This is a genomic window from Catenuloplanes atrovinosus, assembly GCF_031458235.1.
GTDB classification, from domain to species: domain Bacteria; phylum Actinomycetota; class Actinomycetes; order Mycobacteriales; family Micromonosporaceae; genus Catenuloplanes; species Catenuloplanes atrovinosus.
Genome location: NZ_JAVDYB010000001.1, coordinates 4,340,842 through 4,366,593 on the forward strand (window position 1 = coordinate 4,340,842; position 25,752 = coordinate 4,366,593).

The 25,752-nt window shown below is 71.5% G+C and carries 23 protein-coding genes and 1 pseudogene; 8 read left to right on the forward strand and 16 right to left on the reverse strand.

The features are described from left to right. Positions 1 to 75: 75 nt before the first annotated feature. The gene (locus tag J2S41_RS19465; protein WP_310369319.1) at positions 76 to 1,188 is read left to right on the forward strand and encodes a hypothetical protein; all 1,113 of its coding nucleotides are present in this window, start codon (positions 76 to 78) and stop codon (positions 1,186 to 1,188) included. A gap of 132 nt (positions 1,189 to 1,320) precedes the next feature. On the opposite strand, the gene J2S41_RS19470 is transcribed toward J2S41_RS19465, so the two are convergent. Both J2S41_RS19470 and J2S41_RS19475 read right to left on the reverse strand, forming a co-directional pair. After that, positions 1,321 to 1,983 carry a hypothetical protein gene (locus J2S41_RS19470; protein ID WP_310369320.1) on the reverse strand — a complete coding sequence of 221 codons (663 nt, stop codon included), beginning with the start codon at positions 1,981 to 1,983 and terminating at the stop codon, positions 1,321 to 1,323. Positions 1,984 to 2,139: 156 nt separating this feature from the next. Next, positions 2,140 to 3,771: a hypothetical protein gene (locus J2S41_RS19475; RefSeq protein WP_310369321.1), complete on the reverse strand. Its 1,632-nt coding sequence runs from the start codon at positions 3,769 to 3,771 to the stop codon at positions 2,140 to 2,142. Positions 3,772 to 4,305: 534 nt separating this feature from the next. On the opposite strand from J2S41_RS19475, the gene J2S41_RS19480 reads away from it, so the two are divergent. Next, complete coding sequence (locus tag J2S41_RS19480; RefSeq protein WP_310369322.1) at positions 4,306 to 4,722, forward strand: hypothetical protein; 417 nt, start codon at positions 4,306 to 4,308, stop codon at positions 4,720 to 4,722. A 208-nt stretch (positions 4,723 to 4,930) separates the two neighbouring features. Continuing rightward, positions 4,931 to 5,518 carry a hypothetical protein gene (locus tag J2S41_RS19485; protein ID WP_310369323.1) on the forward strand — a complete coding sequence of 196 codons (588 nt, stop codon included), beginning with the start codon at positions 4,931 to 4,933 and terminating at the stop codon, positions 5,516 to 5,518. Between the two features lie 372 nt (positions 5,519 to 5,890). On the opposite strand, the gene J2S41_RS19490 is transcribed toward J2S41_RS19485, so the two are convergent. From J2S41_RS19490 to J2S41_RS19505, 4 genes are all read right to left on the reverse strand, one after another. Next, positions 5,891 to 6,319 carry a hypothetical protein gene (locus J2S41_RS19490; RefSeq protein ID WP_310369324.1) on the reverse strand — a complete coding sequence of 143 codons (429 nt, stop codon included), beginning with the start codon at positions 6,317 to 6,319 and terminating at the stop codon, positions 5,891 to 5,893. Continuing rightward, positions 6,319 to 6,519 carry a hypothetical protein gene (locus J2S41_RS19495; protein WP_310369325.1) on the reverse strand — a complete coding sequence of 67 codons (201 nt, stop codon included), beginning with the start codon at positions 6,517 to 6,519 and terminating at the stop codon, positions 6,319 to 6,321. The genes J2S41_RS19490 and J2S41_RS19495 overlap by 1 nt, the downstream gene beginning before the upstream one ends. A gap of 138 nt (positions 6,520 to 6,657) precedes the next feature. Beyond that, positions 6,658 to 7,056: a DUF6578 domain-containing protein gene (locus J2S41_RS19500; protein WP_310369326.1), complete on the reverse strand. Its 399-nt coding sequence runs from the start codon at positions 7,054 to 7,056 to the stop codon at positions 6,658 to 6,660. Positions 7,057 to 7,191: 135 nt separating this feature from the next. Next, a complete protein-coding gene (locus J2S41_RS19505) occupies positions 7,192 to 7,479 on the reverse strand; it encodes a DUF1330 domain-containing protein (protein WP_310369327.1) in 288 nt (95 codons plus the stop codon). Between the two features lie 114 nt (positions 7,480 to 7,593). Between J2S41_RS19505 and J2S41_RS19510 the strand changes: the two genes are divergently transcribed. Beyond that, a complete protein-coding gene (locus J2S41_RS19510) occupies positions 7,594 to 8,556 on the forward strand; it encodes an AraC family transcriptional regulator (RefSeq protein ID WP_310369328.1) in 963 nt (320 codons plus the stop codon). 3 nt (positions 8,557 to 8,559) lie between these two features. On the opposite strand, the gene J2S41_RS19515 is transcribed toward J2S41_RS19510, so the two are convergent. The 3 genes from J2S41_RS19515 to J2S41_RS19525 all read right to left on the reverse strand — a co-directional run bounded on the left by J2S41_RS19515 (position 8,560) and on the right by J2S41_RS19525 (position 11,742). Continuing rightward, positions 8,560 to 9,846 carry a TolB family protein gene (locus tag J2S41_RS19515; protein WP_310369329.1) on the reverse strand — a complete coding sequence of 429 codons (1,287 nt, stop codon included), beginning with the start codon at positions 9,844 to 9,846 and terminating at the stop codon, positions 8,560 to 8,562. A 130-nt stretch (positions 9,847 to 9,976) separates the two neighbouring features. After that, entirely contained in the window at positions 9,977 to 10,630 is a 654-nt protein-coding gene (locus tag J2S41_RS19520; protein ID WP_310369330.1) for a response regulator, read from the reverse strand. Next, positions 10,627 to 11,742, reverse strand: a complete 1,116-nt coding sequence (locus J2S41_RS19525; RefSeq protein WP_310369331.1) for a sensor histidine kinase — start codon at positions 11,740 to 11,742, stop codon at positions 10,627 to 10,629. Before J2S41_RS19525 ends, J2S41_RS19520 begins: the two co-directional genes overlap by 4 nt. A gap of 161 nt (positions 11,743 to 11,903) precedes the next feature. Between J2S41_RS19525 and J2S41_RS19530 the strand changes: the two genes are divergently transcribed. Beyond that, positions 11,904 to 12,326, forward strand: a complete 423-nt coding sequence (locus J2S41_RS19530; protein WP_310369332.1) for a DUF6326 family protein — start codon at positions 11,904 to 11,906, stop codon at positions 12,324 to 12,326. Here the strand turns inward: J2S41_RS19530 and J2S41_RS19535 are convergent. Both J2S41_RS19535 and J2S41_RS19540 read right to left on the reverse strand, forming a co-directional pair. Further along, entirely contained in the window at positions 12,233 to 12,736 is a 504-nt protein-coding gene (locus J2S41_RS19535; protein WP_310369333.1) for a DUF4132 domain-containing protein, read from the reverse strand. The two genes, J2S41_RS19530 and J2S41_RS19535, sit on opposite strands and share 94 nt — an antisense overlap. Before the next feature lie 82 nt (positions 12,737 to 12,818). Then, entirely contained in the window at positions 12,819 to 13,631 is an 813-nt protein-coding gene (locus tag J2S41_RS19540) for an NAD(P)H-dependent oxidoreductase (RefSeq protein ID WP_310369334.1), read from the reverse strand. 71 nt (positions 13,632 to 13,702) lie between these two features. On the opposite strand from J2S41_RS19540, the gene J2S41_RS19545 reads away from it, so the two are divergent. Beyond that, entirely contained in the window at positions 13,703 to 14,776 is a 1,074-nt protein-coding gene (locus J2S41_RS19545; RefSeq protein WP_310369335.1) for a GlxA family transcriptional regulator, read from the forward strand. A 15-nt stretch (positions 14,777 to 14,791) separates the two neighbouring features. Here J2S41_RS19545 and J2S41_RS39850 read toward each other — a convergent pair. Continuing rightward, a pseudogene (locus J2S41_RS39850) lies at positions 14,792 to 15,304 on the reverse strand (winged helix-turn-helix transcriptional regulator); the annotation flags it as partial. A gap of 114 nt (positions 15,305 to 15,418) precedes the next feature. Here J2S41_RS39850 and J2S41_RS19550 point away from each other — a divergent pair. Further along, a complete protein-coding gene (locus J2S41_RS19550) occupies positions 15,419 to 16,354 on the forward strand; it encodes an alpha/beta fold hydrolase (RefSeq protein ID WP_310369336.1) in 936 nt (311 codons plus the stop codon). A 13-nt stretch (positions 16,355 to 16,367) separates the two neighbouring features. Here the strand turns inward: J2S41_RS19550 and J2S41_RS19555 are convergent, their stop codons facing one another. Next, positions 16,368 to 18,077, reverse strand: coding sequence for an aminotransferase class V-fold PLP-dependent enzyme (locus tag J2S41_RS19555; RefSeq protein WP_310369337.1), 1,710 nt, complete (start codon positions 18,075 to 18,077; stop codon positions 16,368 to 16,370). Between the two features lie 844 nt (positions 18,078 to 18,921). On the opposite strand from J2S41_RS19555, the gene J2S41_RS19560 reads away from it, so the two are divergent. Further along, entirely contained in the window at positions 18,922 to 19,299 is a 378-nt protein-coding gene (locus tag J2S41_RS19560) for a response regulator (RefSeq protein ID WP_310369338.1), read from the forward strand. Between the two features lie 67 nt (positions 19,300 to 19,366). Here the strand turns inward: J2S41_RS19560 and J2S41_RS19565 are convergent, their stop codons facing one another. From J2S41_RS19565 to J2S41_RS19575, 3 genes are all read right to left on the reverse strand, one after another. Further along, positions 19,367 to 22,681, reverse strand: a complete 3,315-nt coding sequence (locus J2S41_RS19565; RefSeq protein WP_310369339.1) for a GAF domain-containing protein — start codon at positions 22,679 to 22,681, stop codon at positions 19,367 to 19,369. A gap of 115 nt (positions 22,682 to 22,796) precedes the next feature. Further along, complete coding sequence (locus J2S41_RS19570; RefSeq protein WP_310369340.1) at positions 22,797 to 23,918, reverse strand: MFS transporter; 1,122 nt, start codon at positions 23,916 to 23,918, stop codon at positions 22,797 to 22,799. Positions 23,919 to 23,923: 5 nt separating this feature from the next. Continuing rightward, positions 23,924 to 25,750, reverse strand: a complete 1,827-nt coding sequence (locus J2S41_RS19575) for a carboxylesterase family protein (protein WP_310369341.1) — start codon at positions 25,748 to 25,750, stop codon at positions 23,924 to 23,926. Between the last annotated feature and the right edge of the window lie 2 nt (positions 25,751 to 25,752).

Here is a 25,752-nt window from a genome sequence, read left to right on the forward strand (position 1 = left end):
GCCCGAGCTAAGCGCGATCGGCGGGGGAACTTCCGCCCTCCGCCGATCGTCTCGCCGAACGAGTATCGTTTTTACATGTTCCGGCGCCGGAAGGTTGTGCAGGACGAGACCGTGGCACGCTACATGCGGTCGTTCTTCCGCAACGGCGTCATCCTCGGCTGGCCCACGCCCGAGGCGGTCGCCACAAGCTACGGCGAGTTCATCTGGCACCGACTGCAGGACGGCGCCGACGGGCGCGGCCCCCGCGCGCCGCACCGGTCACGATTCAGCGTGAACCTGTCCGCCCCGGGAGACAGCGCGCTGACCTTCACGCAGCTGACCAAGCGCGTCTCGCTCGTGTCGGACACCCTGCTGCTCACCCACGACAAGGCGGGCCCGTTCCGTCAGCTCGGCTTCCTGGGCGGCGACAGTACGACGGCGGTGGCCACGCCGCTCGGGACGCAGTTTCCCGCGTCGACGTACGACCCCGACGGCCCGTCGACGAGATACGGCATGTACTGCCCGGACCTCGCCGCCCTGGGACAGTGGATCCTGGACTTCAAGCCGCTGCTCAAGGCGGGCCTGGCCTGGTACGTCCCGACCTACTCGATCCTGCGCACCGGCGGCGTCCTGAAGGGCGCGACGCACACCGAGGACCGGGACTTCCGGGCGGCGGTCGACTTCCTCGTCGCGGACGGCCGCGCGGTGGACGGCTCCGGCGCCGACCCGATCAAGAGCCAGTTCGTGCGGCCGATTCTGGAGATCGACCTGCCCTTCATCGAGGGCGTCGACGCCCGGACCTTCAGCAAGGTCACGATCGGCGAGTTCGGCGCGTACTCGGCCTTCCGCGACTACCTGCGCCGCAGCCTGCTGGAGATGGACGACTCGCTCAACGCGGTCCAGTCCGAGCGGGAGATGATCAAGCTCGGGCTGGAGATCAAGGACCAGATCCGGGCGGTACGCGCCGACATGCGCGCCACCCGCCGCAAACGCGTCCTCGACGCCAGCGGCGCGGTGGTGGGATCGTCCGGTGCGATGCTCGTCGCGGTCTACGGCCCGGCCCTCGCGGCCGTCGTCACCGCCATCGGCGCCGGCAGCGTGTGGACCATGCTGCACGCCGCCGCACAGTCCAGCCCGCGCGTCCTCGGCGAAGACGCCTGGTACTACGTCTGGGTGCTGGCGAAGAGGAGCAACACCCACACCATCTGATCCGGCGCCACGACGGTGACGCTCGACCCGGACGTTGTAGTGATCGAGGGCCGGCCGGTGCACGACTCTGCCGCTGACAGCGCTTCCACCGCGACGCGGAATCGGCGACTCCACATCGGAAGCGGCTTCGCTCTATCCGGTCTTCTGCATCGGTGCGGCCTTCGTATCCCGGCGCGGCCTGGGGACCATGCGCTCCACCATGTGCGAGACCGCAGCACCAACGATGAGCGATCCTATGAGCACCACCAGATCGAGCCACCCGAAGTCGGGACGCGACAGACGGATTTCGGCCAGTTCCGGACAGCGGTTGACGGGAACGTCAATCACGGTGACGCCCGGCGGCAAGTCGCTGGATTCCGGAAGGCAGACGCGTTGCGGCAACAGACTGACGGCCTCGATTTCTATACCATGAACCTTCACCCTATGGCCCGCCACGATGCACAATGTACTGCCACGAACCTCGACTCGCAGAACGTCACGGCCGGTAGTTCCGTCGCTCCTTTCCCTGTATGCGTCCAGCGGTCGTATTTCCCCGCACTCTCGTTCAACATCCGCCGATTTGCTGTTGACTCGAAAGCTTCCGGTCGCCTTTACGCTTACGGACCCGTACGAGTCCGCCTGCGACGTCTTATCGCTTGAGGGCACGACGATTACTGCGGTCGACGAGTCGGATGCCTTATCTCTGTTGACGATCACGGCAATCGCAAGTGCAGAAAGAAGAATGACGGTGACTGAAATCAAACCCCGATTCGCCACGAGCCACCGTTTCACGCTGCTGGTGGACGTCTCACCCATGCACGCTCCGCTCACGAAACTATCGATCGTCACAGCCGACCGCGGCGAAGATACTTTCTCCGCCGCGCTGATTCCCGCAGGAGCGTATGGCGCGACGTACAGGTATCGGCCGGTTCTTGCACATCACTCGCAGGCCGGCAAGAAAGCCCGCGGAGGTCAGCGGTCCGTGCTGTCCAGCACGTGGCGCGGTTTCCTCAACCACCACGCCGCCGCAACCCGAACGGCGGGCTCACCCGCGGGATCGGAGCTGAGTCGCCGCAGCATCGCGGTGTCGCGGCTGACGCCGAGTCCGTACACCAGACCCCGCGTGGCCGACCGCGCGAGCAGCGACGGGCCGGCCGGGCGAATCGTGATCTGTCGCGCGAGTGCCGCAGCCCAGAAGGCGGCCGGACTCTTTCCGCGGAGGTGTCCGAGGGACCACGCTGCCGCCTCGGTCACCGCGGGCGGTACACCGGTGTCGAGAACAAGGCGCTCCACCAACGGCCGAGCATCAGGGTCACCAAGCGTGCTCAGCGCCTGAAGGATGGAACAGACCAGACCGACGGATGACGAAGCGATCCGATTGCGCAGTTCGGCGATCAACGCGGCGGCAACCGGCGTGCGATACGGCGTGGCCTCGATGAACTGCGCGGCAAGGAGCCGCCGGGAGATCTGCGGATGGAAGAGCATCTCCTCGAGCAAGACCTGAAGCACCGGGTCCTCGGCGAACCCGTCCCGCGGCAACCGGCTGATCGCATGGGAGGCGAGGCGGTCGGTCACGATCGTCGCCGTCTCGGCGGCCGCCATCTGACCACGGCGCAACACGTGCCGCGTCACGTCGTCATCGGCGGCAGCCGTCCGCAGCACTCGAGCGATCCCGGGCGCGACAGGCGCATGGGCCTGCCGCAACAAGTCCGCCGCGGCAACCCGACAAGCGGGGTGCGTCGTCTCACCGGTCAACAGCTCGGCGGCCTGACGACTCAGCCGGCTCAACTCGGCAGGGCTGAAATGACCCCGCCGGATCTTCTCAGCGGCCGAGCACCAGGCCCCGCGCAGAGCGTGCTCGTTCGTCGGATTGACGATCTGGCGCAGAAGGTGCCTGGTGGCGTCGGGGTGGGAGACCGATTCCAACAGAGTCAGCGGGTCGACGAAGATCTGGTTGGTGCCGTCCCCGATCAGGTCACCGACGGCGCGGATCACCGCCGGCTTACCGTTGGGGTGCACGAGCAGGCGGTGCAGCGCCTCGATGCGCTGCAGATAGCCGGTGCTCTCCGCGATGATCATCTCGCCGAGCAATCGCTCCGCGAGCCGCGCCCAGGCGTCTCGCGGAAACAACACGATCTGCGGCATAGCGAGCAGGCTGTCGGCCAGATCGGCCCATTCGCTGCCGTCCATGACCTCGCCGCCCACCGCCCGGTACAGCAACTCCTCGGTGCGTCGCGGCACTGCCACACCGCCCTGACCCGCGGCGCGCCGTGGCGCAGGCCCTCCATCCAAGGATTGCGCGGCGTCCGCGACCGCTACCAATAGACGGTCGGGCAGCCCAAGGAGGTGTTCATAGGCGCGGAGCACCAACTGGTCAGCCGGGCGGCGGCCCGCCTCCCAATGCGCGATCGTCGGCCCGTCCACCGGACGCCCGAGGCACGTGGCGCCGAAACGCCGCCCGAAGCCTGCCGCGACCGCGGCACTCTCGTCCCGCCCGAACAGGCGGTTGATCCGCAGCAGCCACCCGATCCGCGGGCGATAGCCGCCGGAGACCGGAGGCGGCGGTTTAGGCGGTCGGCCACGGCGGGCTTGCGAGGACGCCATGACCACATCGTATCGAGCATCGAAGATACGCAGGTGTCAGCTCGCGCCCGGCGGTCGTCGTCACCTCGCGTGCCTCCACGGCAGCGGATATGGCGTCGCCACTGCGCCTCGAATGCACGGTGGTCCCCCTCCAGGCGGCCGGGCCCACACCGCGCCAGGGCCAGACCCACCGCTGCCCGGTACATCGATCGAACACGCTCGGCTTTCATCGAACCTCCGCCACTTCGGCGAGTGGCCGTCCGCCAGTAGGCCGAGTCTGTCTGACTTCCGACAGTTAGCATGTTCGCCCACCTCTGCATTGCGCGGGTGAGATCTTTGGTCGTATCGGGCTGACCGGAAAGCCGCCAGCACAGACTCCGCTTTGACCGTTCACCGCGTCGCTGGTGAGGTGAATAATGCGTATCTTTGCACGGCATCATGGCCGCAGCGATCCTTCGCGGCCCTTTCCAGGGCGTCACCGCCTCTTCTCCTTTCGCGGCACACCCTTACCTAGCTCGGTAAACGACCTGCCCATTGCCTAACAGAGGTGCAATCATGGCGAACCGCAAGAATCTCACGTTGTTCCTGGTTTCAGCTCGACGGTCGGCCGTTGTGGCGGCCGCGTGGCTGACCGTGCTGGTTTCGGCGCCCGCGGTCGCCGCACCAGGTGACCGCTCCTCACCGGAGGCGGAAGGGCGGGCCGCGGTGTCCGCAAAGACGGCATACTCGTCGTGCACTGGAGGTCAGTGGACCCAGGTGCATTGGTATGTGACACCATTTTGGACGGCGAGCTATCAATATCGCGTAGCAAGTGGCGTGTCCGTACGGTGGCGGTGGTTCTCAGCCGGTGTTCCGCCGTACTGGGAGGGAAGCTTCACCGGCGTGGCGACGATCTGGACCCCGCCGAGCGGGTACACCAGCCTCGAGTTTCTCTGCAGTCAAAGCTCGACTGTGGCAATCACGCCAGCCTGACGTAAGCCACGGAACCGCGACACCGGCCCGTTGAGGCGCGACGTGCTTCCTGAAAGGCGAAGTCGCCTGTTGGCCGCTTCCGCTTTCGACTCGCATCAGTCAATCGTGACTGTCTTGAAACCTGTGCACTCTTCTGGCCACGGTCCGGGCGGCCACGCCGGTCCGCCGCCGCCAGCGCGAGGCGGCGGATCGTGTCTACGGTGGGGGGATGACGAGCACTCCGACCGGCGTCGCATGGCGCCTCTACCTACGCACTCTCGCCGAGGCCGGGCTTGACGTTGCGTCCGTCGGCGCCTGGATCGCCGCCGGCGAATTGCGCCCGGCCCGCCGGCGCCTCGCCCGCGGGGCGTTGGTGGCGGTCACCGTCGCCGCGGCGATCCCGGGGGTCCGTGCCATCCGTGCCGATCTCCAGGGCGCCGCCGAGCCGGTGATTCCGGGCGCCCACTCCGGACTGCCGTTCGTGGACGCCGGTATCAGGGTCCCCGCCGGTGAGCCGGCCGCGGGGAAAGCATCAGCGCGGCGGCAGGTCGTCCTGACCGGCGCCGCCGGACTCACCACCGCCGTGGCCATCTCCGCCGGCGCGGCCATGGCCGTCCGCCGGCTGGAGCGACGCTGGTTGGAGCGGCTCACCCGACAGGGCCACCCACACCCGCACCGGGCGCTGGGCGTGCGGATGGCCGCGTTGTACTCGGTAGTCGTCGTGCCCAGCCGGCTGCTCGCAGCCCGGAAAGCCGCGGAAGCCGACCGCCGAGAGAACGCGGCGGGCGGCAGACACACCACCACCGGCACCGAATGACCTGCTGCGGGTGACGTGAGCCGCCGGGACCGTTGCCGATACGAGTGGGCCCGTCCGGCCGTGCCCCGAGAGGAGACAGCCGGGTTTGCCGCGACCGCGCGAGTTCCTCGCGTCGACGTGATGCACGTTCACGTGGATCTCGACGTGCACGATCCCTCGATAGCGCCGGCGAACAGCTGCGCCGCCCCGCACGGGTGACGGCCGACGAGGTACAGCCGGTGGTACGGCAGTTCGCCGTCCGGCTCCCGGTCGCCTCGGCATCACTGGCCTCCTACGACCCGCACGGCCGGATGGCACATGCCGCCTTGGATCTGCTGGCGCTGCTCGCCTGCCTTGCCCACGAGCCAACAGTCTGAGCTGGTCTCGCTGTCCTCAGCGGATCTGGATCGTGGTCGGCGGTACGGCGCCGTGCTGGAGGCCGCCGGGTCCCTCGACGTAGCCGGAGGCACTCCACGTCGCCGTCGCCCGGCGGAAGGCGCTGCCGTCGACGGTGGTCACGCCGGCCGCGAACCATTGCGGGGTACCGTCGCACACGGTGGGGGTGAGGTATCCGGTGCCGCGGCGGATCGCGCCGTTGACGCGCTGGTCGACGCTCAGGTCGATGACGCCGCGGTCCGGGACGCCGCCCGGATACGGGCCGCAGGTGTACTTTCCGACCAGGGCCACCGTGGCGGGATCGTCGCTGAGCAGGGCCCACTGGCCGCTGACCGTGAGGTCGGCGTCGGGGACGGCGGTAGCGGCCGGTGCAAGGGTGAGGACGAGGGAGAGGGACAGCATGAGGGTGGTCGCGATCCGGCGCATCACACCCCTCCTATCTGGTCTCGACGGCTGAGGTTCATCAGGTTCGGCACCGAAGCATCAGGCGGCCACGCGATGACACCGGCGTCGCCGTCGACCTGCGTGCCGACGAAAACGCACGACGGTGCCACCTTTCGACGTCGTGGTGGTCGGACTTCGATCGACGCCTTCAGGCGATCGCCCAGCGCTGGCAGTTTATCCACAGTCGTGGATTGTTCGGGTCGGCCGTTCGGCTCGCATCCGTGAGGAACGGTCGTGCTGGCCGCGCTTGATCGCACATCCGCTCATGCCGCGACCCGCGCATCGGCGGGCGATGCGGGTGCTTCCCGAGGCCGTTAGGTTTATCGGGCGCCCTGTCCACCCGTCAACTGCACCACGTATCCGGCGAACCTGAGGTCACCGCGGTCGGGTATCCAGCCGTCCGCCGACCGAACGGTGTCGACAACACCGGATCCGGCCACCGGAACAAGCCGAGTCCCCGCTTCGTCGGATAGCGGGGCATAGCGGCAATGCACGGCATGGATCGCGACAACGGTCCCCACGGTGGGCACAGCGTCCTCGCTCACGCCTCCATGATGTTCCTCTGCTCCGCCGATGCCGCCGGCCACGTCCTTGTCGAGCACCGCTTCCAGCCAGGCGGTGTCCGGTTCTCGTAACGTCCACGACACCTCGTCGCCTACGGAAAACGGCGCGCCGCAGCACTGCATCTGCCAGTCGTCGACCCAGACCTTCAGATCCACCACGCCATTCTGGCACTCGACAGGTCGCACCCCCATCTAATAGGACAGCCCAGACTCGCGATCATCCACATCAGGGGGTCTCGCTGGTGCCGGAACTCAGCAACGTCCGGTGCCGGCACCAGCGAGCGACACCGGTCAGTCGTTCTCGCCGACGACCACCCGTACCCGTGAGTGCCGGCGGCGGATGTCCTTCAGCGGCTGGTACTCCGGCGAGTCCCAGAAACGCTGGACGGCGGCCCGGTCCGGGAACTCGTGGATCACCAAGGTGGACGGCCGCCAGTCGCCCTCCAGCACGAGGGTGTCGGGCTCGGTCAGCACGTTGCGGCCACCGGCCCGCTCCATCAGCGGGACGACGCCGTCGAGATATTCCTGGAAGCCCTCGGGGTTGTCCACGTCGAGATCGATGACGACGTACGCGGTCATGTCCTTCTCTCCTTGCCGTATCGTCCGGTGATCTCCACGCTAAGCCGCCCCGGCGGGCGTTCCCATGCGTCAGACGCGAGCAAACATACGCGATCGTCCCGCTATCCTGGACGCGTGGATGTGCTCAGTGACGTCATAGCGTCGATGCGGACCGGGCGTGCCAAGTTCGCCCGCACCCGGCACCTGGGGCGGTGGGGCAACCGCTTCGGGCCGTACCCGGGAGCCGGTTTCCACGTCGTGCTCGCCGGGTCCTGCTGGCTGCTGCCGCCCACGGGCGAGCCGGCCCGCCTCACCGCCGGTGACGTCGTGTTCCTGCCGCACGGCGCCGTGCACGGGCTCAGCGACACACCCACGCGGGCCCTCGACCGGCTCGCACCGCAGCTCCCCGACGGCCCCGACCTCGGTGACGGCGACCCGGACGCCGGTGACGCCCTGTTGCTGTGCGGCGCCTACCGGCTGGACCACGGCAACACGCACCCGTTCCTGCGCCAGCTGCCGGAGGTGATCCACCTGCCCGCGCAGCTCGGCCGGCACCCGGCGCTGCGGGCCGCCGTCGACCTGCTCGGCGCCGACCTCACCGCGTCCCGGCCCGGCGCCGACGCCGCCCTGCCGGCACTGCTGGACCTGTTGCTGATCTACGTGTTGCGGGCCTGGCTGGACGAGCAGACCGGCAACGGCGCCACCGAGGGCTGGTCGGCGGCGCTGGCCGATCACGCCGTGGCCACCGCCCTGCACCACATGCATCGGGACCCGGCGCGGCCGTGGACCGTGCAGCAGCTCGGCGCGCTGACCGGGCTGTCCCGGACCGCGTTCGCACGCCGGTTCACCGCCACCATGGGCCAGGCACCGCTGGCGTACCTGACCTGGTGGCGGCTGAACACGGCGGCTCGGCTGCTCAGCCGCGACGACGCCGCGCTGGCCACGATCGCGCGCAGGGTCGGTTACTCGTCGGAGTTCGCGTTCGCCGCGGCGTTCAAACGGCAGTACGGCGTGTCCCCCGGCCGGTACGGCCGCGAGCACCGGGCGCATCCGACACGGTCCGATCAGGAGCTGGACGACGCGAGTGTGCTGTCGTAAACCCTACCGGCAGCCCGGATCCATGGCGTAGACGTCGTAGTCGCCGTTCGTGTCGTCGGCGGTCAGCGCGGCGGCGGTCTCGAAGACGACCGTGGCACCGTCCGGCGTGAGCCGCGGGCTGTATCCGTAGCCACCGTAACCGTTGCCGGTCAGCCGCGTGGTGGTGCCGGCGACGCGGTCCCGGACGAAGATGTCGTAGCTGGCGTTGGTGTCGCCGGGGACGAGCGTGGTGGCGCCGGACGCCCAGACGACGCACCTGCCGCTGAGACCGACCGACGGATCGCGGCTCTCCGCGTCGCCCTGCGTGCCGTCGTCCGCGACGCTGATCAGCTCCGTGACACCGGTCCGCAGGTCCCGGAAGAAGACGTCGGGCACGCCGTTGACGTCGCCGGGCACCACGCCGGACGCGTCCGTCTCGAACGTGAGGTAGCGGGTGTCCGGGGAGATCGTGTACTCGAAGATGCCCACCGCCGGGCTGCCGGTCGAGGTCCGCGCCGCACGCGTGGTGATCCCGGACGACATGTCGCGGATGAAGACGCCGTACCCGTACGTGGCGTCGCCGACCAGGTCACGCGAGGACGAGATGAACGTGATGTACCGGCCGTCCGCGCTGACCTGCGGATTGAGGTGGGTGCCGGTGCCGCCGAGCCCGTTCGGGTCCAGGCTGACCTGGGTGGTGGTGCCGAGCAGCAGGTCGCGCACGACCACGTCCGGCAGGCGGGTGCCGTTGCGGTGGCTGGTGAGCAGGTTGGACGCGTGGGTGGAGAAGGCCACGTAGCGGCCGTCCGCGCTCAGCGACGGCGTGTAGCTGTTCCGGTTCGCCTGCGCGCCGCCGCTGGTCAGGCTGGCCAGCACGGTCGTACCGGTGAGCCGGTCGTAGACGAAGACGTCCGCCTCGCCGTTGACGTCGCCGGGCACCAGATTCTCCGCGTACGAGTCGAACGCCACGAACCGCCCGTCGCCGCTGATCGCCGGGCTGCTCGCCCCGTCCGGATTGTCGCTGCCGTCCCAGGCTGCGCTGACCAGCACCGTCGTGCCGAGCACGCGATCGCGGAGGAACACGTCCCGCACCCCGTTGGTGTCCCCCGGGACCAGATCGCCCGCGGCCGACTCGAACGCGACGAACCGCCCGTCAGCGCTGATCGACGGCTCCACGCTGCTCCCGGCCGCGCCACCACCCCCGTCCACCACGCTGATCAGCTCAGGAACACCCGGCGCGGCGACCGCGACCCCCGGCGCCACCACCAGCAGGACCGCCGTCGCACCGGCCACCCACAAGCTCGCCCGCATAACGACTCCCCTCGATCGGCCAGTCCACAGTAGGCAGGTTCGCCGACGGCCGTTGTCACCTTGCCGACGGTCATCACCAGCCATGGGTACGCCGTGACTGCGGACGGCCGGCCGCGGATAGCGTGGTGGGTCAGGTGATGCGGTGGGTGCGGTAGGCCCAGATGGCGAGTTCGACGCGGTTTCGGGTGGCCAGCTTGGTCATCAGGCCGGCCAGGTGGAATTTGACCGTGCTCATGCTGATGTGCAGATCGCGCGCGATCTCGGCGTTCGTCGCGCCTCGGGCGACGCGGCTCAGGACGTCCTCCTCCCGGTCGGTCAGCGGCACGACGGGTTGCGCGGGCGGGACGGCGGGGTCGGTGGCGGCGAACGTGGCCAGCAGCCGGCCGGTGACGGCCGGGTCGATGAGCGCGTCGCCGTGCACGGCGGCGCGGATCGCCCGCACCAGTTGATCCGGGTCGGCGCCCTTGAGCAGGAAGCCGCGGGCGCCGGCCCGGAGGGCGCCGTAGATGTGCTCGTCCGTGTCGAACGTGGTGATCACGACGACGGCGAGCGGATCGGCGACGTCCGGTCCGGCGAGCAGCCGGGTGGCCTCGATGCCATCCAGGACCGGCATCCGGATGTCGAACAGGCACACGTCCGGCCGCAGGCGGCGGGCGAGCGCGACGGCCGCGCGCCCGTCGGCGGCCTGGCCGACGACCTCGATGCCCGGCTGTCCGTCGAGGATCGTCGACAGCCCGGCGCGGACGATGTCCTGGTCGTCGGCGATCACGACGCGGATGCTCATGCCTCGGCGCCCCGGCGGGGAAGAACGGCCCGGACGCTCCAGCCACGATCCGGATTCGGCCCGGCGGAGAGCGTACCGCCGAGGAGCGCGACCCGTTCGGTCATGCCGATCAGCCCGAAGCCGGACCGGACGGCGGCGGGCACGACCCGTGCGCCGTCGTCGGTGACGGTCAGCCGGACGTCGGTGGCGCTGCCGATCACGTCGACCTCGACCCGGGTGGCCAGCCGGGCGTGGCGCTGCGCGTTGGTTATCGACTCCTGCGTCACGCGGTAGAGCGCGCCCTCGACGGCCGGCGGCAGGTTCGCCAGGTCACCGCGGAGTGCCACGTCGATCCGCAGCGCGTCGGTGCCGCCGGCGGCGAGGTCCGCGAGATCGGCGATCCGGCGCCGCACCGCCTCGGCCGGCTCCCGCTCGCGGTCACGCAGCGCGCTGACCATCGTGCGCATCTCCGCGAGGGTCCTGGCCGCCTCACGGTCGATGATCTCCAGGGCGTCGGTGGCCCCGCTCAGCGACGACGACCGCGCCAGGAAGAGGCCCGCCTGCGCCTGTATCGCGATCGCCGACACATGGTGGGCGACGGTGTCGTGCAGCTCCCGGGCGAGCTGCTCGCGTTCCTGGAGCTTGGCCTGCACGATGAGCTGCGCGCGGGCGGCGTTCCGGTACCGCACCGACGCACCGAGGGCGACCACCATCAGCACCAGCGCGACCCCGGCGACGGCCTCGGCGATCCCGGGGAAATCCACGCTCACGATCACGGCCACTCCCGCGATCAGCACCGCGACCCCGACGGCCACATCGTGGCCGACGCCCCACCGCCCCAGCGAGTACGCCAGCAGGAGCACGACCCACCCGCCGGACAGCTCCACCGGCTCGCTGCCCACGGCGAACGCGACGAGTTCGAGCACCGCGAACCCGCCGAAGGCGAACACCACCGCCCCCAGCGGATGGGTACGCCGGACGAGCGCCGCCAGCGCCAGCCCGCAGCCGAAGAGGACCGCCACCGGCGGCCACACCAGCTCCCGGAAGGCCACATCGAGCACGAGCGCGGCCAGCACCAGCGCGGCGAAGCCCCAGTCTCCCCGGGTGTACGGCGAGGTTGTGGCGTTCGGCACGAGTGCCACGGTACCGATCGCGGGCACGCGATCCACCGGCCGCGCGACCAGTCTCCGACCTGGCCGATGAGCCAGGACAACGCCGTCCGGAGGGCCCGGGCGCCCCGCGCCGGTACGGCCGAGACTGGGACGGCCCGCCCCTACCACGAGGAGAGCACCTCATGAACGGCCAGCTCCAGGACAGCAGGATCGACGTCAAGGTCGTGCTCTGCGGCTTGTGGGTCACCACGCTGCTCGTCTTCGCCTACGTCGACATCTTCGGCTTCTACCGCGCGGACCTGATCAACGGCGTACTCGCCGGAAGGGTCGCCGGCCTCACGATCGACCAGGTCTTCCTCGTGCTCACCACGCTCTACATCGCGGCCGCGGCGCTGATGGTCACCGTCTCGCTGCTCGCACCGGCCCGCATCAACCGAATCACCAACATCGCCGTGAGCCTGTTCTACGTGGCGACCGCGGGAGCCTCGCTCATCGGCGAGACCTGGGCGTACTACATCATCGGCATCCTGATCCAGATCTCACTCCTGCTGGTCATCACCCGGGTCGCCTGGACCTGGCCCCGCCACACCCCGGCGAATCCGTGACCCGGCACCGCCGGCGAGCCTCTCGCCGCCCCATCACCATGCTGGTATGGACGGCAGGGCGGCGGCGCCAGCCTTCTCACGAGATCCGGCGACGGCGCGGCGTCGATGCCGAGCGCGGGGTGGGCCAGGCGCACCTCGGCGTCGTCGTCGAGCGGCGCGGGGGCGTCGCCGGCGTCCGCGAGCGTGCGGTCCTCCGCGATCCGGAACGCGGTCCCGTCCGCGGTGACCCACAGCAGGTGGCGGCCGATCGGCGAACAGCAGCGGTGGGCGGCGAGCACACGCAGCTCCGCGCCGGTCCACCGGCGCTGCTCGGCCAGCGCGGCCTCCAGGCGCTGGACCGTGTCGGCCGCCGCGCCGGGCACATCGGGCATCCGGAGCACGGCGCGCTCGCGTACCGTGCGGGTCTTCATGGTTGTCGCGATCTCGGCCGGTCGTGGTCAGCGCGGTCAGCGGCGGCTCGCCCGGGGCCAGGAACGATGCGACCACCCGGTGCTACACGCCGGCCGTCCCGCGCCGCCCTCCGGCACTTTCCTTGTCGCGCTCGCGCAGGTGCGCGCGCAGCCCGGTCACGCCCGGCGCGATCTCCGGGCGCAGCACGAAGCGCTCGTCGTAGTCGCCGCCGGTCTGCGTGCGGTACGGGAGCGGCTCCGTCACCGGCATCGTGCGCAGGCGCTCGCGCAGCTCCTCGGCCGCGGTCTCGGCGTTGGCGGCGGTGAACCGGTCGGTGCCGTGGACCAGCACCGGCGGAAGCACGGTCGCGCCCGCGTAGAACAGCAGGCCGTGCTGCAACGGGAACAGCAGGTCGTCGACGGCGCCGTGAATCCCGCGCTCGCCGTAGAACCACGGCGGCCCGCCCATCGTCACCACGGCCAGTGCGCGCTTGCCCGCCAGGAAACCGTCCCCGTAGCCGATCCATTCGCCCCGCGGGCCGCGATGACCGTACGCGTAGCCCTTGTGCCAGACCCGGTCGAACCAGCCCTTGAGGATGGCCGGCATCCCGAACCACCACATCGGGAACTGCACGACGATGGTGTCCGCCCGGTCGATCTTCCGCTGCTCGGCGCGGATGTCCTCGCTGACCGTGCCGCGGGTGTGGGCACGGCCGGCGGCGTGGGCGACCTGGAAGCGCCCGGCCGGGTCGTGGCCGTAGTCGGCGGCGTCGACGACCGGGTTCCAGCGCATGGCGTAGAGGTCCGACACCTCGACCCGATGGCCATCGGTACGCAGTGCGCGCCGGCCCGCCGCGGCCAGGAAACCGTTGAGGGAGCGGGGCTCGGGGTGGGCCTGAATCCAGAGAACGTCCATGGCTTCGATCGTCGTGCCTGTGGATCGCCGCCACGACTGGCCTGATGGCCAACATGTGCGAACATCGGGCCATGGTTGTTGCCGCCGGCGAAGAGGTGCACCGGGTGGCCGTCCTGGCCCGCCACGGGGTGCTGCCCTTCGAGCTCAGCATCGTCCACCGGCTGTTCGGCCAGGCCCGCTCGGCCGCCGGCGCCGCGCTGTACGAGGTGGTGACGTGCGCGCTCGAGCCGGGCGCCGTCCGTACCGACTCGGATTTCGCGATCTTCGTCAGCCACGGCCCGGAGGCGCTCGCCGAGGCCGGCACCGTCGTCATCCCCGCGTCCGACGCCGACTACGAGCCGCCGGACGGGCCCCTGGAACCGGCGCTCGCCGCGGCGCTGGCCCGCATCCGGCCCGGCACCCGGATCGCCTCCATCTGCGCCGGCTCGTTCGTGCTGGCCGCGGCCGGGTTGCTGAACGGCCGGCGGGCGACCACGCATTGGCGCTCCTCCGCGCGGGCCCGCGCGCGTTTCCCGGACGTCACGTTCGACCTCGGGGTCCTCTACACCGAGGACGACGGCGTGTTCACCTCGGCCGGCGCGGCGGCGGGCATCGACCTGTGCCTGCACATGATCCGCAGCGATCACGGCGCCGCGGTCGCCAACGAGGTGGCCCGCGGCACCATCGTCCCGCCGCACCGCGACGGCGGCCAGGCGCAGTACCTCAACCGGCCGATACCCGAGCCGCGCGTCTCCTCGACCCGCCGGGCGCGCGCATGGGCGCTGGAGAACCTGCACCGGCCCGTCACCCTGCGGGAACTCGCCGCTCAGGAGGCGACCAGCATCCGGACGTTCACCCGCCGCTTCCGCGACGAGATGGGCACCTCACCCGGACACTGGCTGCTCCAGCGGCGGGTGGAGCGCGCCTGCGCCCTGCTGGAGCGCAGCGACCTGCCCGTCGACGACGTCGCCGCCGCCACCGGGTTCGGCACCGCCGGGTCGATGCGGCTGCACTTCCAGGCCCACCTGGGCGTCTCGCCCAGCGCCTACCGCATCACGTTCCGCGGACGTAGCCGTGATCGGCACCGGGGTCATGGTCAGCGGCCAGGGGAAGTCCGGCGCGACCCGCCTGCCCCACGCGTACAGCTGCTCGAACATCGGTTGTGATGCGACGCCCACCTCGGTCAGGGCGTATCCGCCGGTCGGCAGCCGCTCGATCAGGCCCAGGTCCGCCAGCTCGCGCAGCTCCCGTGCCAGCGACGGGTTGCCGATCGGCGCCAGGAGCCGCCGGATCTCGGTGAACCGCCGTGGGCCGCCGGTCAGCGTGTGTACCACCCACACCTTCCACCGGCCGCCCAGACTGACCAGCCAGTCCGTGTCGGCGCGGGCGCCGAACCACTCGCCCCAGGCGTGCAGGTGACGCAGGATGGGCTCCTGCTGCCGTCCCGCCGGCGTCAACGAGTACTCCACGCGGATTCGGCGCTCAGGGAAGACCACGCGCCGGACCACGCCCGCCCGCTCCAGCGCGCGCAGCTGAGCGACGAGCAGCTGCCGGCCCGCGCCCGGGATGCGCCGTTGCAGGTCGGACAACCGCTTCGGGCCGTCGAGCAGGTGGAACATGCTCCAGAACATCCATTTGCCGCCCACGCCCGAGCCGCCGTAGGGGCACACCAGCAGCTTGCTCACCCGTCCCATCACGCGCCTCCGCAAGGTCGCATAGATTTGCCTTATTCTGCGCCGCCGTTTCCCGCAATACCGTCTGACCGTATGCGGAAGCGAGCAATGCGGAAACCGATCGGAATCGCGGCGGTGGTGGTGGTGCTGCTGTTGGCCACGGCGCTGATTCTCTGGGAGCCCGGCTCGGTTCCCGAGTTCGGCCGGGCGGAAACGGCGCGCGGGCCGATAGCCTATGACCTCGACGGTACGGACGGTCCGGTGGTCCTTTCCGTCCACGCCGGTCTTGGCGGCGCCGACCAGGGGCGGCTGTTCGCCCGGTTTCTCCGCCGGGAGGGCTTCCGCGTGCTCAGCCCGTCGCGGCCCGGCTATCCCGGGACGCCGTTGAGCAGCGGCCGCACCGTCGAGGAGCAGGCCGATCTGCTCGCCGCGCTGCTGGACACCCTGCGCATCGCCCGGGTCGGGGTCTTCACCGCCTCGGCGGGCGCGCCCGTCGCGTACACCTTCGCCGCGCGCCACCCGGACCGGGTCTGGGCGGTCGTCGCGGTCGCGGGCGTCAGCACGGCGAATCCGGACTGGGCCCCGTCCAACCCCGTTCGGCGCTTCTTCGTCGACAAGGTCGTCCAGAAGATCGCATATCTCACCGGCGCGGTCTCGCTCGACACGATCGTGACCGGCACGCTCGACGCCACCAGCCTCTTCACTGCGGACGAGAAGGCCCGGCGGCAGGATCACATCGTCAACGACCCCGGCGCCAGAGAATTCTTCACGGCAATGGTCGAGACCACCTTCCCGTACGAGAAGAGGATGCCGGGTACCCGGAATGACGCCCTTCAGCGGGCGAGCCTGGCGCTTCCGCTGCGCGGGATGACGACTCCCACGCTCGTCATGCACGGCAGCGCGGACGGCGACGTCCCGTTCCACGATGGCCAGAACGCCGCCGCCCTGATCCCCGGCGCGCGGCACCACTGGATGCCGGGCGAGGACCACCTCGGCTTCTGGCTGAGCCCGCACGCCACCGACCACCAGCGCGTCGCCGCGGATTTTCTGACCGCTCACGCGCCCCGGTAGCGGCAACGCCGGCTCACCCGGTCGCCGGCAGGGGAAACCAGCGCAGCTTCTCGACGTCGGCGGGCAGCGCCGACGGGCCGAGTGCGATGCCGGGGTCGGCATGCCGGGCGATGATCCGGCGGGCGTCGTCGAGGTATCCGGCCAGCGCCTCTTCCCCGACGACCGGTCGCGGCGGTGGGAACGTCACCATGCCGTCCGCGCCGAGGGACATCCCGGGAAGGTCCGGTGGCGTGGTGCCCCGATGTCGCCACAGGCCGGTGCGCGGGTCGAACCGGTAGTCCTCCAGCAGCCGGCGCGCGCCGTCGACGAGGATCGCGACCGCCTCGGCGAGGTAGTCGGCGACGGTGTCGGAGATGAAGTAGTTGACGTTGATCCGGATCCAGCCCGGCTTGATGCCCTCGTAGCCGCGAGCGATCTGCGCGGCGTACGCCCGCGAGACGGCCTCGTCGATGCCCAGCAGGCGGTGACCGTAGGGGCCGGCGCACGAGCACCCACCCCGGGCCTGGATGCCGAACAGGTCGTTGAGCAGGGCGGTCACCAGGTTGTGGTGCAGCCAGCCGTCGCCGTGGCGCAGCCGGAACGAGATGATCGACAGCCGGTCCACGGCGGGATTGCCGAGCACCTCGATACGGCCGTCCGACGCCCATCGGCTCATGACGCGCTGCCACAGGCGGCGTTCGCGGGCGACGATCAGGTTGGTGCCGACCGCCTGTTTGAGCCGGAACACCAGCCCGGCGCGGACGGATTCCACGATCGCCGGGGTACCGCCTTCCTCCCGGGCGACCGGGTCGTCCAGATAACGGTGGCCGGCCGGTCCGACGTACGACACCGTGCCGCCTCCGGGGCTGCTGGGCGCCCGGGCGGCGATCAGGTCGCGGCGCACCACGAGCACCCCGGGCGTCTGCGGACCGCCGACGAACTTGTGCGGTGACAGGAACACCGCGTCCTTGCCGTCCCCGGCCCCCGGCGAGGTCTCGGTCATGCGGATCGGCACGTACGGGCCCGCCGCCGCGTAGTCCCACAGCGACAGCGCGCCGTGGCGGTGCAGGAGCGCGGCGACCGCCGTGGTGTCGGTGAGCACGCCGGTGACGTTCGAGGCGGCGGAGAAGCTGCCGATGCGCAGTGGACGGTCGGCGTACCGTTCCAGTTGCCGGGCGAGGTCGGCGAGGTCGACGTGGCCGTCGGTGTCGCAACCGATGGTCACCACGTCGGCGATGCTCTCGCGCCACGGCAACTCGTTGGAGTGATGCTCGTAGGGGCCGACGAAGACGACGGGCCGGCGCTCGGGCGGGATGCGCTCGGCCAGCCGGTACCGCCGGTCCAGTGTGTCCGGCAGGCGCAGTCCCAGGATGGCGACCAGCCTGTTGATCGCCGCCGTGGCGCCCGAGCCGCAGAAGATCACCGCGTGCTCGTCCCCGGCGCCCACCGCGTCCGCGATGACGGCCCGCGCCTGCTCGCGGAGGCGGCCGGTGTGCAGCCCGGTGCCGGACGACTCGGTGTGGGTGTTGGCGTACCGGGTCAGCACGTGCGTGCGGATGAAGTCCTCGATGAAATCCAGCGACCGGCCGGAGGCGGTGTAGTCGGCGTAGGTGATCCGGCGCGGACCGTACGGACCGTCCAGCAACTCACCCTCACCGATGATGCCCGATCGGATCCGGTGCAGCAGGGATGACGGCGTCTCCGTGCCCGCGGTGCTTCCACCGTCGGCGATGCGGCATGTCATGGTCGGCCTCCCGTCGGTCGATCGTGCCCCGGCGCGCGTTGCCGCCTCCCGGGCATCCAGCGGAACCGCGCCGGATCCGATCGGCGCGACGGTCACCCGGTGCGGCGGCTGTTCCCACGCGTTCCTCCTCGCCGATGCCGTCGGGTCGTCGACGGTGGCCACGAAGACCTGGTACTCCGGGGGTCTCCGGCCAGCGTAACGCGACCGAGTCTCCACTCAGGATTTCCAATCGGCCGATGTGGACGGTCTCCGATAATCCGGCGCACGACCGATTTTCCGGCGTGAGGGGCGCGGGCCTTCGATCGCCACGTCGATCGCGGCGGCGGCCGGTCGGTGCCGGCACGGGCGAGCAGGGCCGTGCCCTCGGGCCCCACGAGCAGCAGCCGGGCCCGCGCCTCGGGGGCGGACGCGCTGGCCACCTCGCCGCAGCGCTGCGCGTCGCGACGCCCGCCGGCCACCACATCCACGAATCGGCGGAACGCCTCGCGGACGATCGTGGACGCTCCTCCGCCGGCGCCGTCCTCGCCGCCGGCGGAGGCCGCACCGCCATCTGACGCACGCCACCATCGCGGTCCGGCTCGTCCGCTCGCACGGGGCCTATGCGCCGACGCCGACGGGAGCGGACAACCCAATACGTTGATTCACGCGAACCGTGACAACCCGGCCGTTTACCATATTCATCACGGGCCGGAAGGACCCAGTGCGGGGGTACGGCGTTGATGAGCGACCGGGGCGGCAACGCCGGACCACACGCCCGCACGAGCGGCCCGCCCGCCCCGCGGCCTCACCCGGCCCGCGACGTTCCGCCGGACCACCTGCCGTCTCCCGCACGCACGGGCCTGACATGGCGCACGTGATCGCGGCCGAGGACGAGCCGGAGATCCAGCAGATCCTGCGCATGATCCTCGAACGTGCCGGGCACACCGTCACCGTCGTCGGCGACGGCGCCGACGTCGTCGACGCGGTCGGTGAGCACCGCCCCGACCTCGTCCTGCTCGACCTCGGCCTGCCGCACGTCGGGGGTCTGGACATCTGCCGCGCTCTGCGCGAGGACCCGGCGACCAGCACGCTTCCGGTCGGCGTCGTCAGCGGGCAGATCACCCCGCCGTTCACCGCGGCGTTCGCCGCCGGTGCCACGGCCGTGCTGGCCAAGCCGTTCACCAGGGCCCAACTCCTGGAACTCGTCGACACGTTGCTGACCGCGCCGTCCGCACCGCCGTAGGCGGGACCGGCGCCCGGCCGGCGAGCGCGGTGCACCCGGACGGTCGCGGGGAGGACGCGCCGGCGCCCTACGGCGCGGCGGATCCGGTGATGACGTGTTCCGCGGCGATGCGCAGGCTGATGCCGCTGGCGGCCGCGTGCAGCCGCAGGCACACGTAGGCGTTCTCGGCGCTGGAGGAGCCACGGTGCATGATCACCTGGAGGGCGAGCTGGATGGTGGCGCGGATGGTCAGCGCCGCCGCGAGTCCCGACAGCAGTTCCTCGCCGCCGGCGTCCAGCACCCGCACCGCGAGTTCGCCGGGCTCGAGCCGGCCCGGGTCGTAGATGGTCCAGACGCCCTTGATCAGGGGCGCCATGGCGTCGCCGTCGCGGCCGTAGAGGTTGAGTGTGGCGATCGCGGTGCCGCTGCCGGCGAAGAGCGGGATCGACACCGAGCACTCCAGGCCGAGATCGACGGCCTTCTGACGGAAGCCGGGCCAGGCCATCGTCGTCGCGATGTGGGGCACGGTGACGGGGGTGTCGTCGTCGAGGGGCTGCAGACACGGTCCCTCCCCGTCGGCGTACTGCGCCTGGTCGACCGCGGCGGCGAGTTCGCTGCTGGTCGCGACCGTGGTGAAGGCGCCGTCGCGACGGCGGGTGACGGAGGCGTAGTCGACGGCGCCGACCTGTGCGGCGGCGAGGGCGACCAGGTTCTCGAGCTGTTCGTCGATTCCGGGTGCGTCGTCCGGGGTCTCGGCCAGCGTGATGAGCCCTTCGGTGAGCGGGCCCCGCGCCGGCGAGGCCGACGGCACCTCGTTGTCGGGTGCGTCGCCGACGGCGGATCGGACCGGCGGATACCCCGGTCCGCGCCGCATTCCGGCCGGCATCGGGTCGGGGCCGTGCGGTGCGCTCGCGTCGGTGTGCAGCGGAAGCCGGACGTGCATGGTGGTGCCCGGTGCCGTTCCCGGGTCGACCCGGATGACGCCGCCGTGCAGGTCCACGATGGTCCGGGCGAGGCTGAGCCCGAGACCGGCGCCGGACCTGCCCTGATGGCGCACGTTGCCGGCCCGGTAGAAGCGGTCGAACAGCCGGTGGCGGTCCTCGTCGGGGACGCCGATTCCGCCGTCCGTGACGTGCAGTTCCGCGGCGGCGTGCCCGCGTGCGAGGCGCACGTGCACGCCGCCGCCCGGTGCGCTGTACCGGATGGCGTTGGTCAGCAGGACGTCGACGACCTGACGCAGCCGGGCGGCGTCGCCGTCCACGGCCAGGTGCGCGGGCAGGTCGGTGGTCAGCCGCAGACCGCCGTGCTCGGCCTCGGGGCCGGCGGCGCCCACCGCGCGGGCGACGATCTCGGCGAGGTCGACCTGCCGGACGGTCAGGGGAAGGTGGCCGCTTTCCAGCCCGGCGAGTTCGAGGAGGGTGTCCACCATGTCGCTGAGGTCGGTGCCGTTGCGGGCGATGGTGTCCAGCATCCGCCGATGCTCGTCGTCGAGGCCGGCGAGGTCTTCTCCGAGGATGCCGGCGTAGGCGACGATGGACGTCAGCGGGGTGCGCAGCTCATGACCGACCAGCGTGACGAAGTCCTCCTTGGCGTGGCTGAGCTGCCGGGCCAGTTCCTCGGCCCGGCGCCGCGCCAGGTAGGCGCCGATCTGTGCGGCCACCCCGTCGAGGAGCACGGTGAGCAGGTCCTCGTGATACTCCGGCGTCCCGGCGTAGCAGGTGAGCACGCCGAGCACGGTGCCCGCGTCCCGCACCGGCACCGACACCACCGTGCGCAGCCCCTGCCGGATGCACGCGTCCCGTCGCGCCTGTGACTGCGGCGTGCCGAGGTATCCGGTTCTCGTCAGGTCGGGCACCCACAGCGGTGTACCGGTGGCCCAGGTCCGCCCGGTGATCCCCGCGCCCTTGACCACGACGTAGTCCCGCAATTCGCCGAGTCGCAGCCCGGCCCGGTCGAAGGAGCCGGCCGGCCGTAGCGTGTCGGTGACCTCATCCAGGATCCACAGTTCCGCGTACGGCCATCCCAGGGTACGGACCACCGCCTCCAGCACGGCCGGCGCCGCGTCGGAGATCGTCTGCGCGGCGGCGAGCGCCTTCGAGACGTCGGTGTGGCAGGCCCGGAAACGCTCGGCGCGGCGCATCTCGGTGACCTCGTGAGCGGCGACGACCGCACCCCACCGGCGCCCGTCGGCACCGACGATCGGCCGGGCGTTGGAGGCGAACGTGCGGTCCGGCCGCCCCGGAGCCCGGACCACCACGTCGACGTCGTGCACGTCCTCGCCGTGGAAGGCGCGGTGCAGCGGAGCCTGTTCCCGCGTCATCGGCGTGCCGTCCGGATGGTGCAGCATGGCCAGTGCCGCCGCGGTGTGCGCGTCCCCGAGGTCCCCGGTGGCCGGCAGCAGTTGTGCCTCCCGCAGCGCCGCGTTGACCACCACCACCTTTCCCCGCGCGTCACAGGCGATCACGCCCACGGAGAGGCTGTCGAGCAACCCGGCCAGGAAGCTGAGCTGCCAGTCAGCGTCGTGCTCCGGGTCCGCCCGCCCGGACAGGTCGGTCAGGAACACGCAAGCCAGCGCGCCGCCCGCGCCCCGGATCACCGACATCGCCGCGCGGACGGGCAGCTGATGGCCGTCCCGGTGCCGGACCTGTAACCGCCGGAACAGCCGCCGCCCGGCCGGCGCGGTGAACAACCGCGCCACCTCGGCTCCGAGTTGGTCCGGCCGCAGGGTCTCATCCAGATGCCGGCCGCACACCTCCTGCGCGGTGTATCCGAGCAGCGCCTGCGCCGCCGGGTTCCAGCCGGCCACCACACCGTCCGCGTCGATCGCCAGGAACGCCTCCTGCACTCCGTCCAGCAGAGCGCCGCTGTCCAGCGACGCGGGAACGGCGGACCGGGACTCGCCGGCGGCCGCGACCGGATGCAGCAGATGCGCGATCTCCACCAGCGCGTCCAGCTGCCGGCCGGACCACTCACGCGCCGCGACGTCCAGCACGGTCAGCGCACCCACCGGCTGATCGGCGCCGTCACGCAGCGGCACCCCGACGAAGGCCCGGATGCCGTGATCCATCACGAGAGGATGGTCACGCAGGGGTCCGTCCACGGCGGCATGGGCGTCGTCGCATCGCACCGGGTGATCGGCACTGACGACGAACGTGCTCACCGAACACGCGATCGGTGTCCGCCGCTCCACCGTCAGCGCCGCCGGCAGTCCGTGGATGCCCGCGAGGTACTCGTCGGTCTCGGCGACCAGCGCCACCACGCCCATCGGCGCGTCGAGCAACCGGGCGGCCAGCCCGGCGATGCCGTCCAGCGGCATCGGCAGCGCGGGAAACGCCCGCCGTGCGCGGTCCACGGCCGCGAGCCGCCGCGGATCACCGATCAACCGCTCATCGAACGTCAGCACGAGACTATCCCGATTCTGCCGCCGGGCCGCCCACGCTTGCGGGCCCCGACGATTACCCGCTCAAAAGCGAACGAAACGGGCTAATTCCGTGCGGGAGGAGCCCCGTGGGGCCGACTCAGATCCGGCCGTGGTCCAGGAGCAAGCCGACGGCGGTGAGGGCGGCCGCCGCGGCGAACTGCTGCATCGTGGCCAGCGTCCCGGCCGCCCGCGACACGGCGCCGGGAGCCGATCCGGCCAGGGCCGCCGCGGTCAGCGCGGGCAGCGTCAGCCCCATCGCCGCACCGCACAGGACGAGCGGTATCCGCGGGTCCGCGCTCGCGTACAGCAGCGCCAACCCGGCGCCGGCCAAGGCCGGCCCGGCGACCCAGGAACGGCTCGGCAGCCGCGGCCCCATCAGCGAGACGAGAGCGAAGCTGACACCGTAGAAGAACAGACCCGGCGGGTCCGGACGCAACGACACCACCAGGATCAGCACCGCCTGACCGGCGTAGACCCCACCGGTCCCGGCCGCCGCGAGCAACGGCCGCCACCCCGCGAAAACCAATCGGCGACGGCGACCGGCCATCACCCGCAGCCGCCGGTGATAGCCCCACCCCAGCGGTACCACCGCGATCGCGGCCGCCAGCACCCACGCGGTGCCACCGGCCAGACGCAGCCACGCGAGCGGCCCCAGGACCGACAGCGGCAACAGCACGCCCAGCACCACGCCGGCCGCGTCGACCCGGTTCCCGGCCACCGGACCACCGTCGGGCAGGCGGCACACGATCAGCAGGCCGACAGCGATCTCCACCAGGAACAGCCAGCGCCAGCCGACCGGCAGACCGCCGAGCAGTTGCCCGCAGGCGGCGGCCGCCCCCAGCGTGGCCGCCATCAGCGGGTACGCCCGAGACCCGCCCCGCCAGATCAGCACGAATCCCTGCGCCACCATCGCCGCGGCACTCACGCCCTGCACCAGGCGTCCGCCGAGCAGCACGGCCGCGGTCGGCGCGCTCGCGCAGACCACGCACGCCGCGAGGTACCCGCACGCCCCGGCGGCGATCAGGCGGCGGGCGCCGAACCGGTCGCCGAGCACCCCGCCGGCCAGCAGACCGGCGGCGTACCCGAACGAGAACGACGCCGGCACCAGCTCGGCGCCCCGGCTACCGCCGGTCAGGTCGTGCTGCACCACCGGCGCCGCGACGCCGAGCGCGAAGAAGTCGAACACCGGCAGGAACAGCACGACCAACGCCAGGAACACCGCGGTCAGCCCAGCACGGCCAGGGCGTCGACCTCCACCAGCATGCCGGGCGGCAGCGGCATGTACATCGTGGTCCGCGCCGGATACGGCTCGCCGACGATCGCGGCGTACGCCGTGTTCATCTCCGGCAGGTGGCCCGGATCGGTGAGGTAGACACGCAGCATGACCACGTCGGCGAGGCTCGCCCCGCCCGCGTCGAGCACCGCGATCACGTTCCGCAGGGCACGGTCGGTCTGCTCGGCCACGCTCCGGCCGCTGATCGCACCGGTGGTGGGGTCGAGCGGAAGCTGCCCGGACACCTGCAGGACCGGGCCCTTGCGGACGCCCTGCGCCAGCGGCGCCGGCAGCACCGGAGCACCGGTGGTGGTGACCACGGCCCGCGAGTCCGGGTCCCGGGACCAGGCCCGCCGTTGCGGCCCGCGCGGGTCGTCCAGCCGCTCCCAGACCTCGCCGATGCGCATGGTGGTGCGGCGGACGGTGTCGTACGGCGGCCAGCCGGGGTCGCCGGTGCGGGCGAAGCGGATCCAGGCGTGATGCACGCGTGCGGCGAGGTCGGCGGGCGGGTCACCCGCGCCGAGCAGCCGGTTCTCCCCGCGTACGGCGGCATGGTCGAGGTTGTCGAAGACGAACGGCAGCTCCACCGCGTGCGCGGCGCCGAGCGCGGGCGAGCGCCAGGTGAACTCGTACGCGAAGGTCGCGCGGTCCGCCCGCCGGGCATGAGCGTCGAGCAGGGCCCAGGTCCCGGCGCCGAACAGCGCGTCACCGAGGACCGCGGCGCGCAACCGCGGGGCGGTCACGGCCGGGTCCTGGCTTCGGTACGCGGCCAGCAGGCGCGCCGGATCGGGATGGGCGGCCGACGCCACCGCGTCCACGTCGGCCGCGGTCGACGTGGCATATCTGCCGACCGGAATCAGGTAGAGGTTGCCCTCCTCCGCGTTGACGCCGGCGAGCAGGTCCACGTCGGCGGCGAGCGCGTCGGCCGGCTGGGCGTCCAGCACCAGGCTGAACGGGCTGAGCCCGACCAGCGGGTCGAACGCCGTCCGGGTACGCAGATCGAGCCCGGCCAGCCGTCCCGCGGCCTCGACCAGGAGCTCGTCACCGACCTCGGCGAACGCGTCCGCGTGCGCGGGCACACCGAGGATCTCGGCGGCGGCCGCGGTGACGCGGGCGCCCTGTTCGCGGGTGAACGCGCCGAGACCGCTGCCGCTCTGGACGATCGCGCGCCGCATCAGCCCGGCGGCCTCCGGCGTGGCCAGGACGCCGCCGACGATGGTGGCGCCGGCGGACTGGCCGAACAGCGTGACGTTGTCCGGGTCGCCGCCGAACGCCGCGATGTCGCTCCGGACCCAGCGCAGCGCGGCGATCACGTCGAGCAGGCCCCGGTTGGCGGGCGCGCCGGGCAGGTCGAGGAAGCCCGCGATGCCCAGCCGGTAGTTCACGGTGACCAGGACGACGCCGTCGCGGGCGAACGAGGAGCCGTCGTAGAGGGCGGCCCGGTTCGACCCGGCGACGAAGCCGCCGCCGTGCACGAACACCATGACCGGCAGGCCGGTGGCTGCCGGGTCGGGCGTACGGACGGTGACGGTGAGGTAGTCCTCGCCCCGGTGCCAGCCGTCGAAGTAGGCGCTCATGTCGATGTCGCCGAGCCTGCGTTCGGCCTGCGGCGCGGTCGGGCCCGGCACCGTGGCGTCGCGGACACCGTCCCAGGGTGCGTGCGGTTCGGGGGCGGCGAACCGGCCGGCGCCGACCGGCGCCGCGGCGTAGGGGATGTCCAGGAACGCGACGTGCCCGTCCAGGCGCAGGCCGCGCACGATGCCGTTGGTCGTGCTCACCT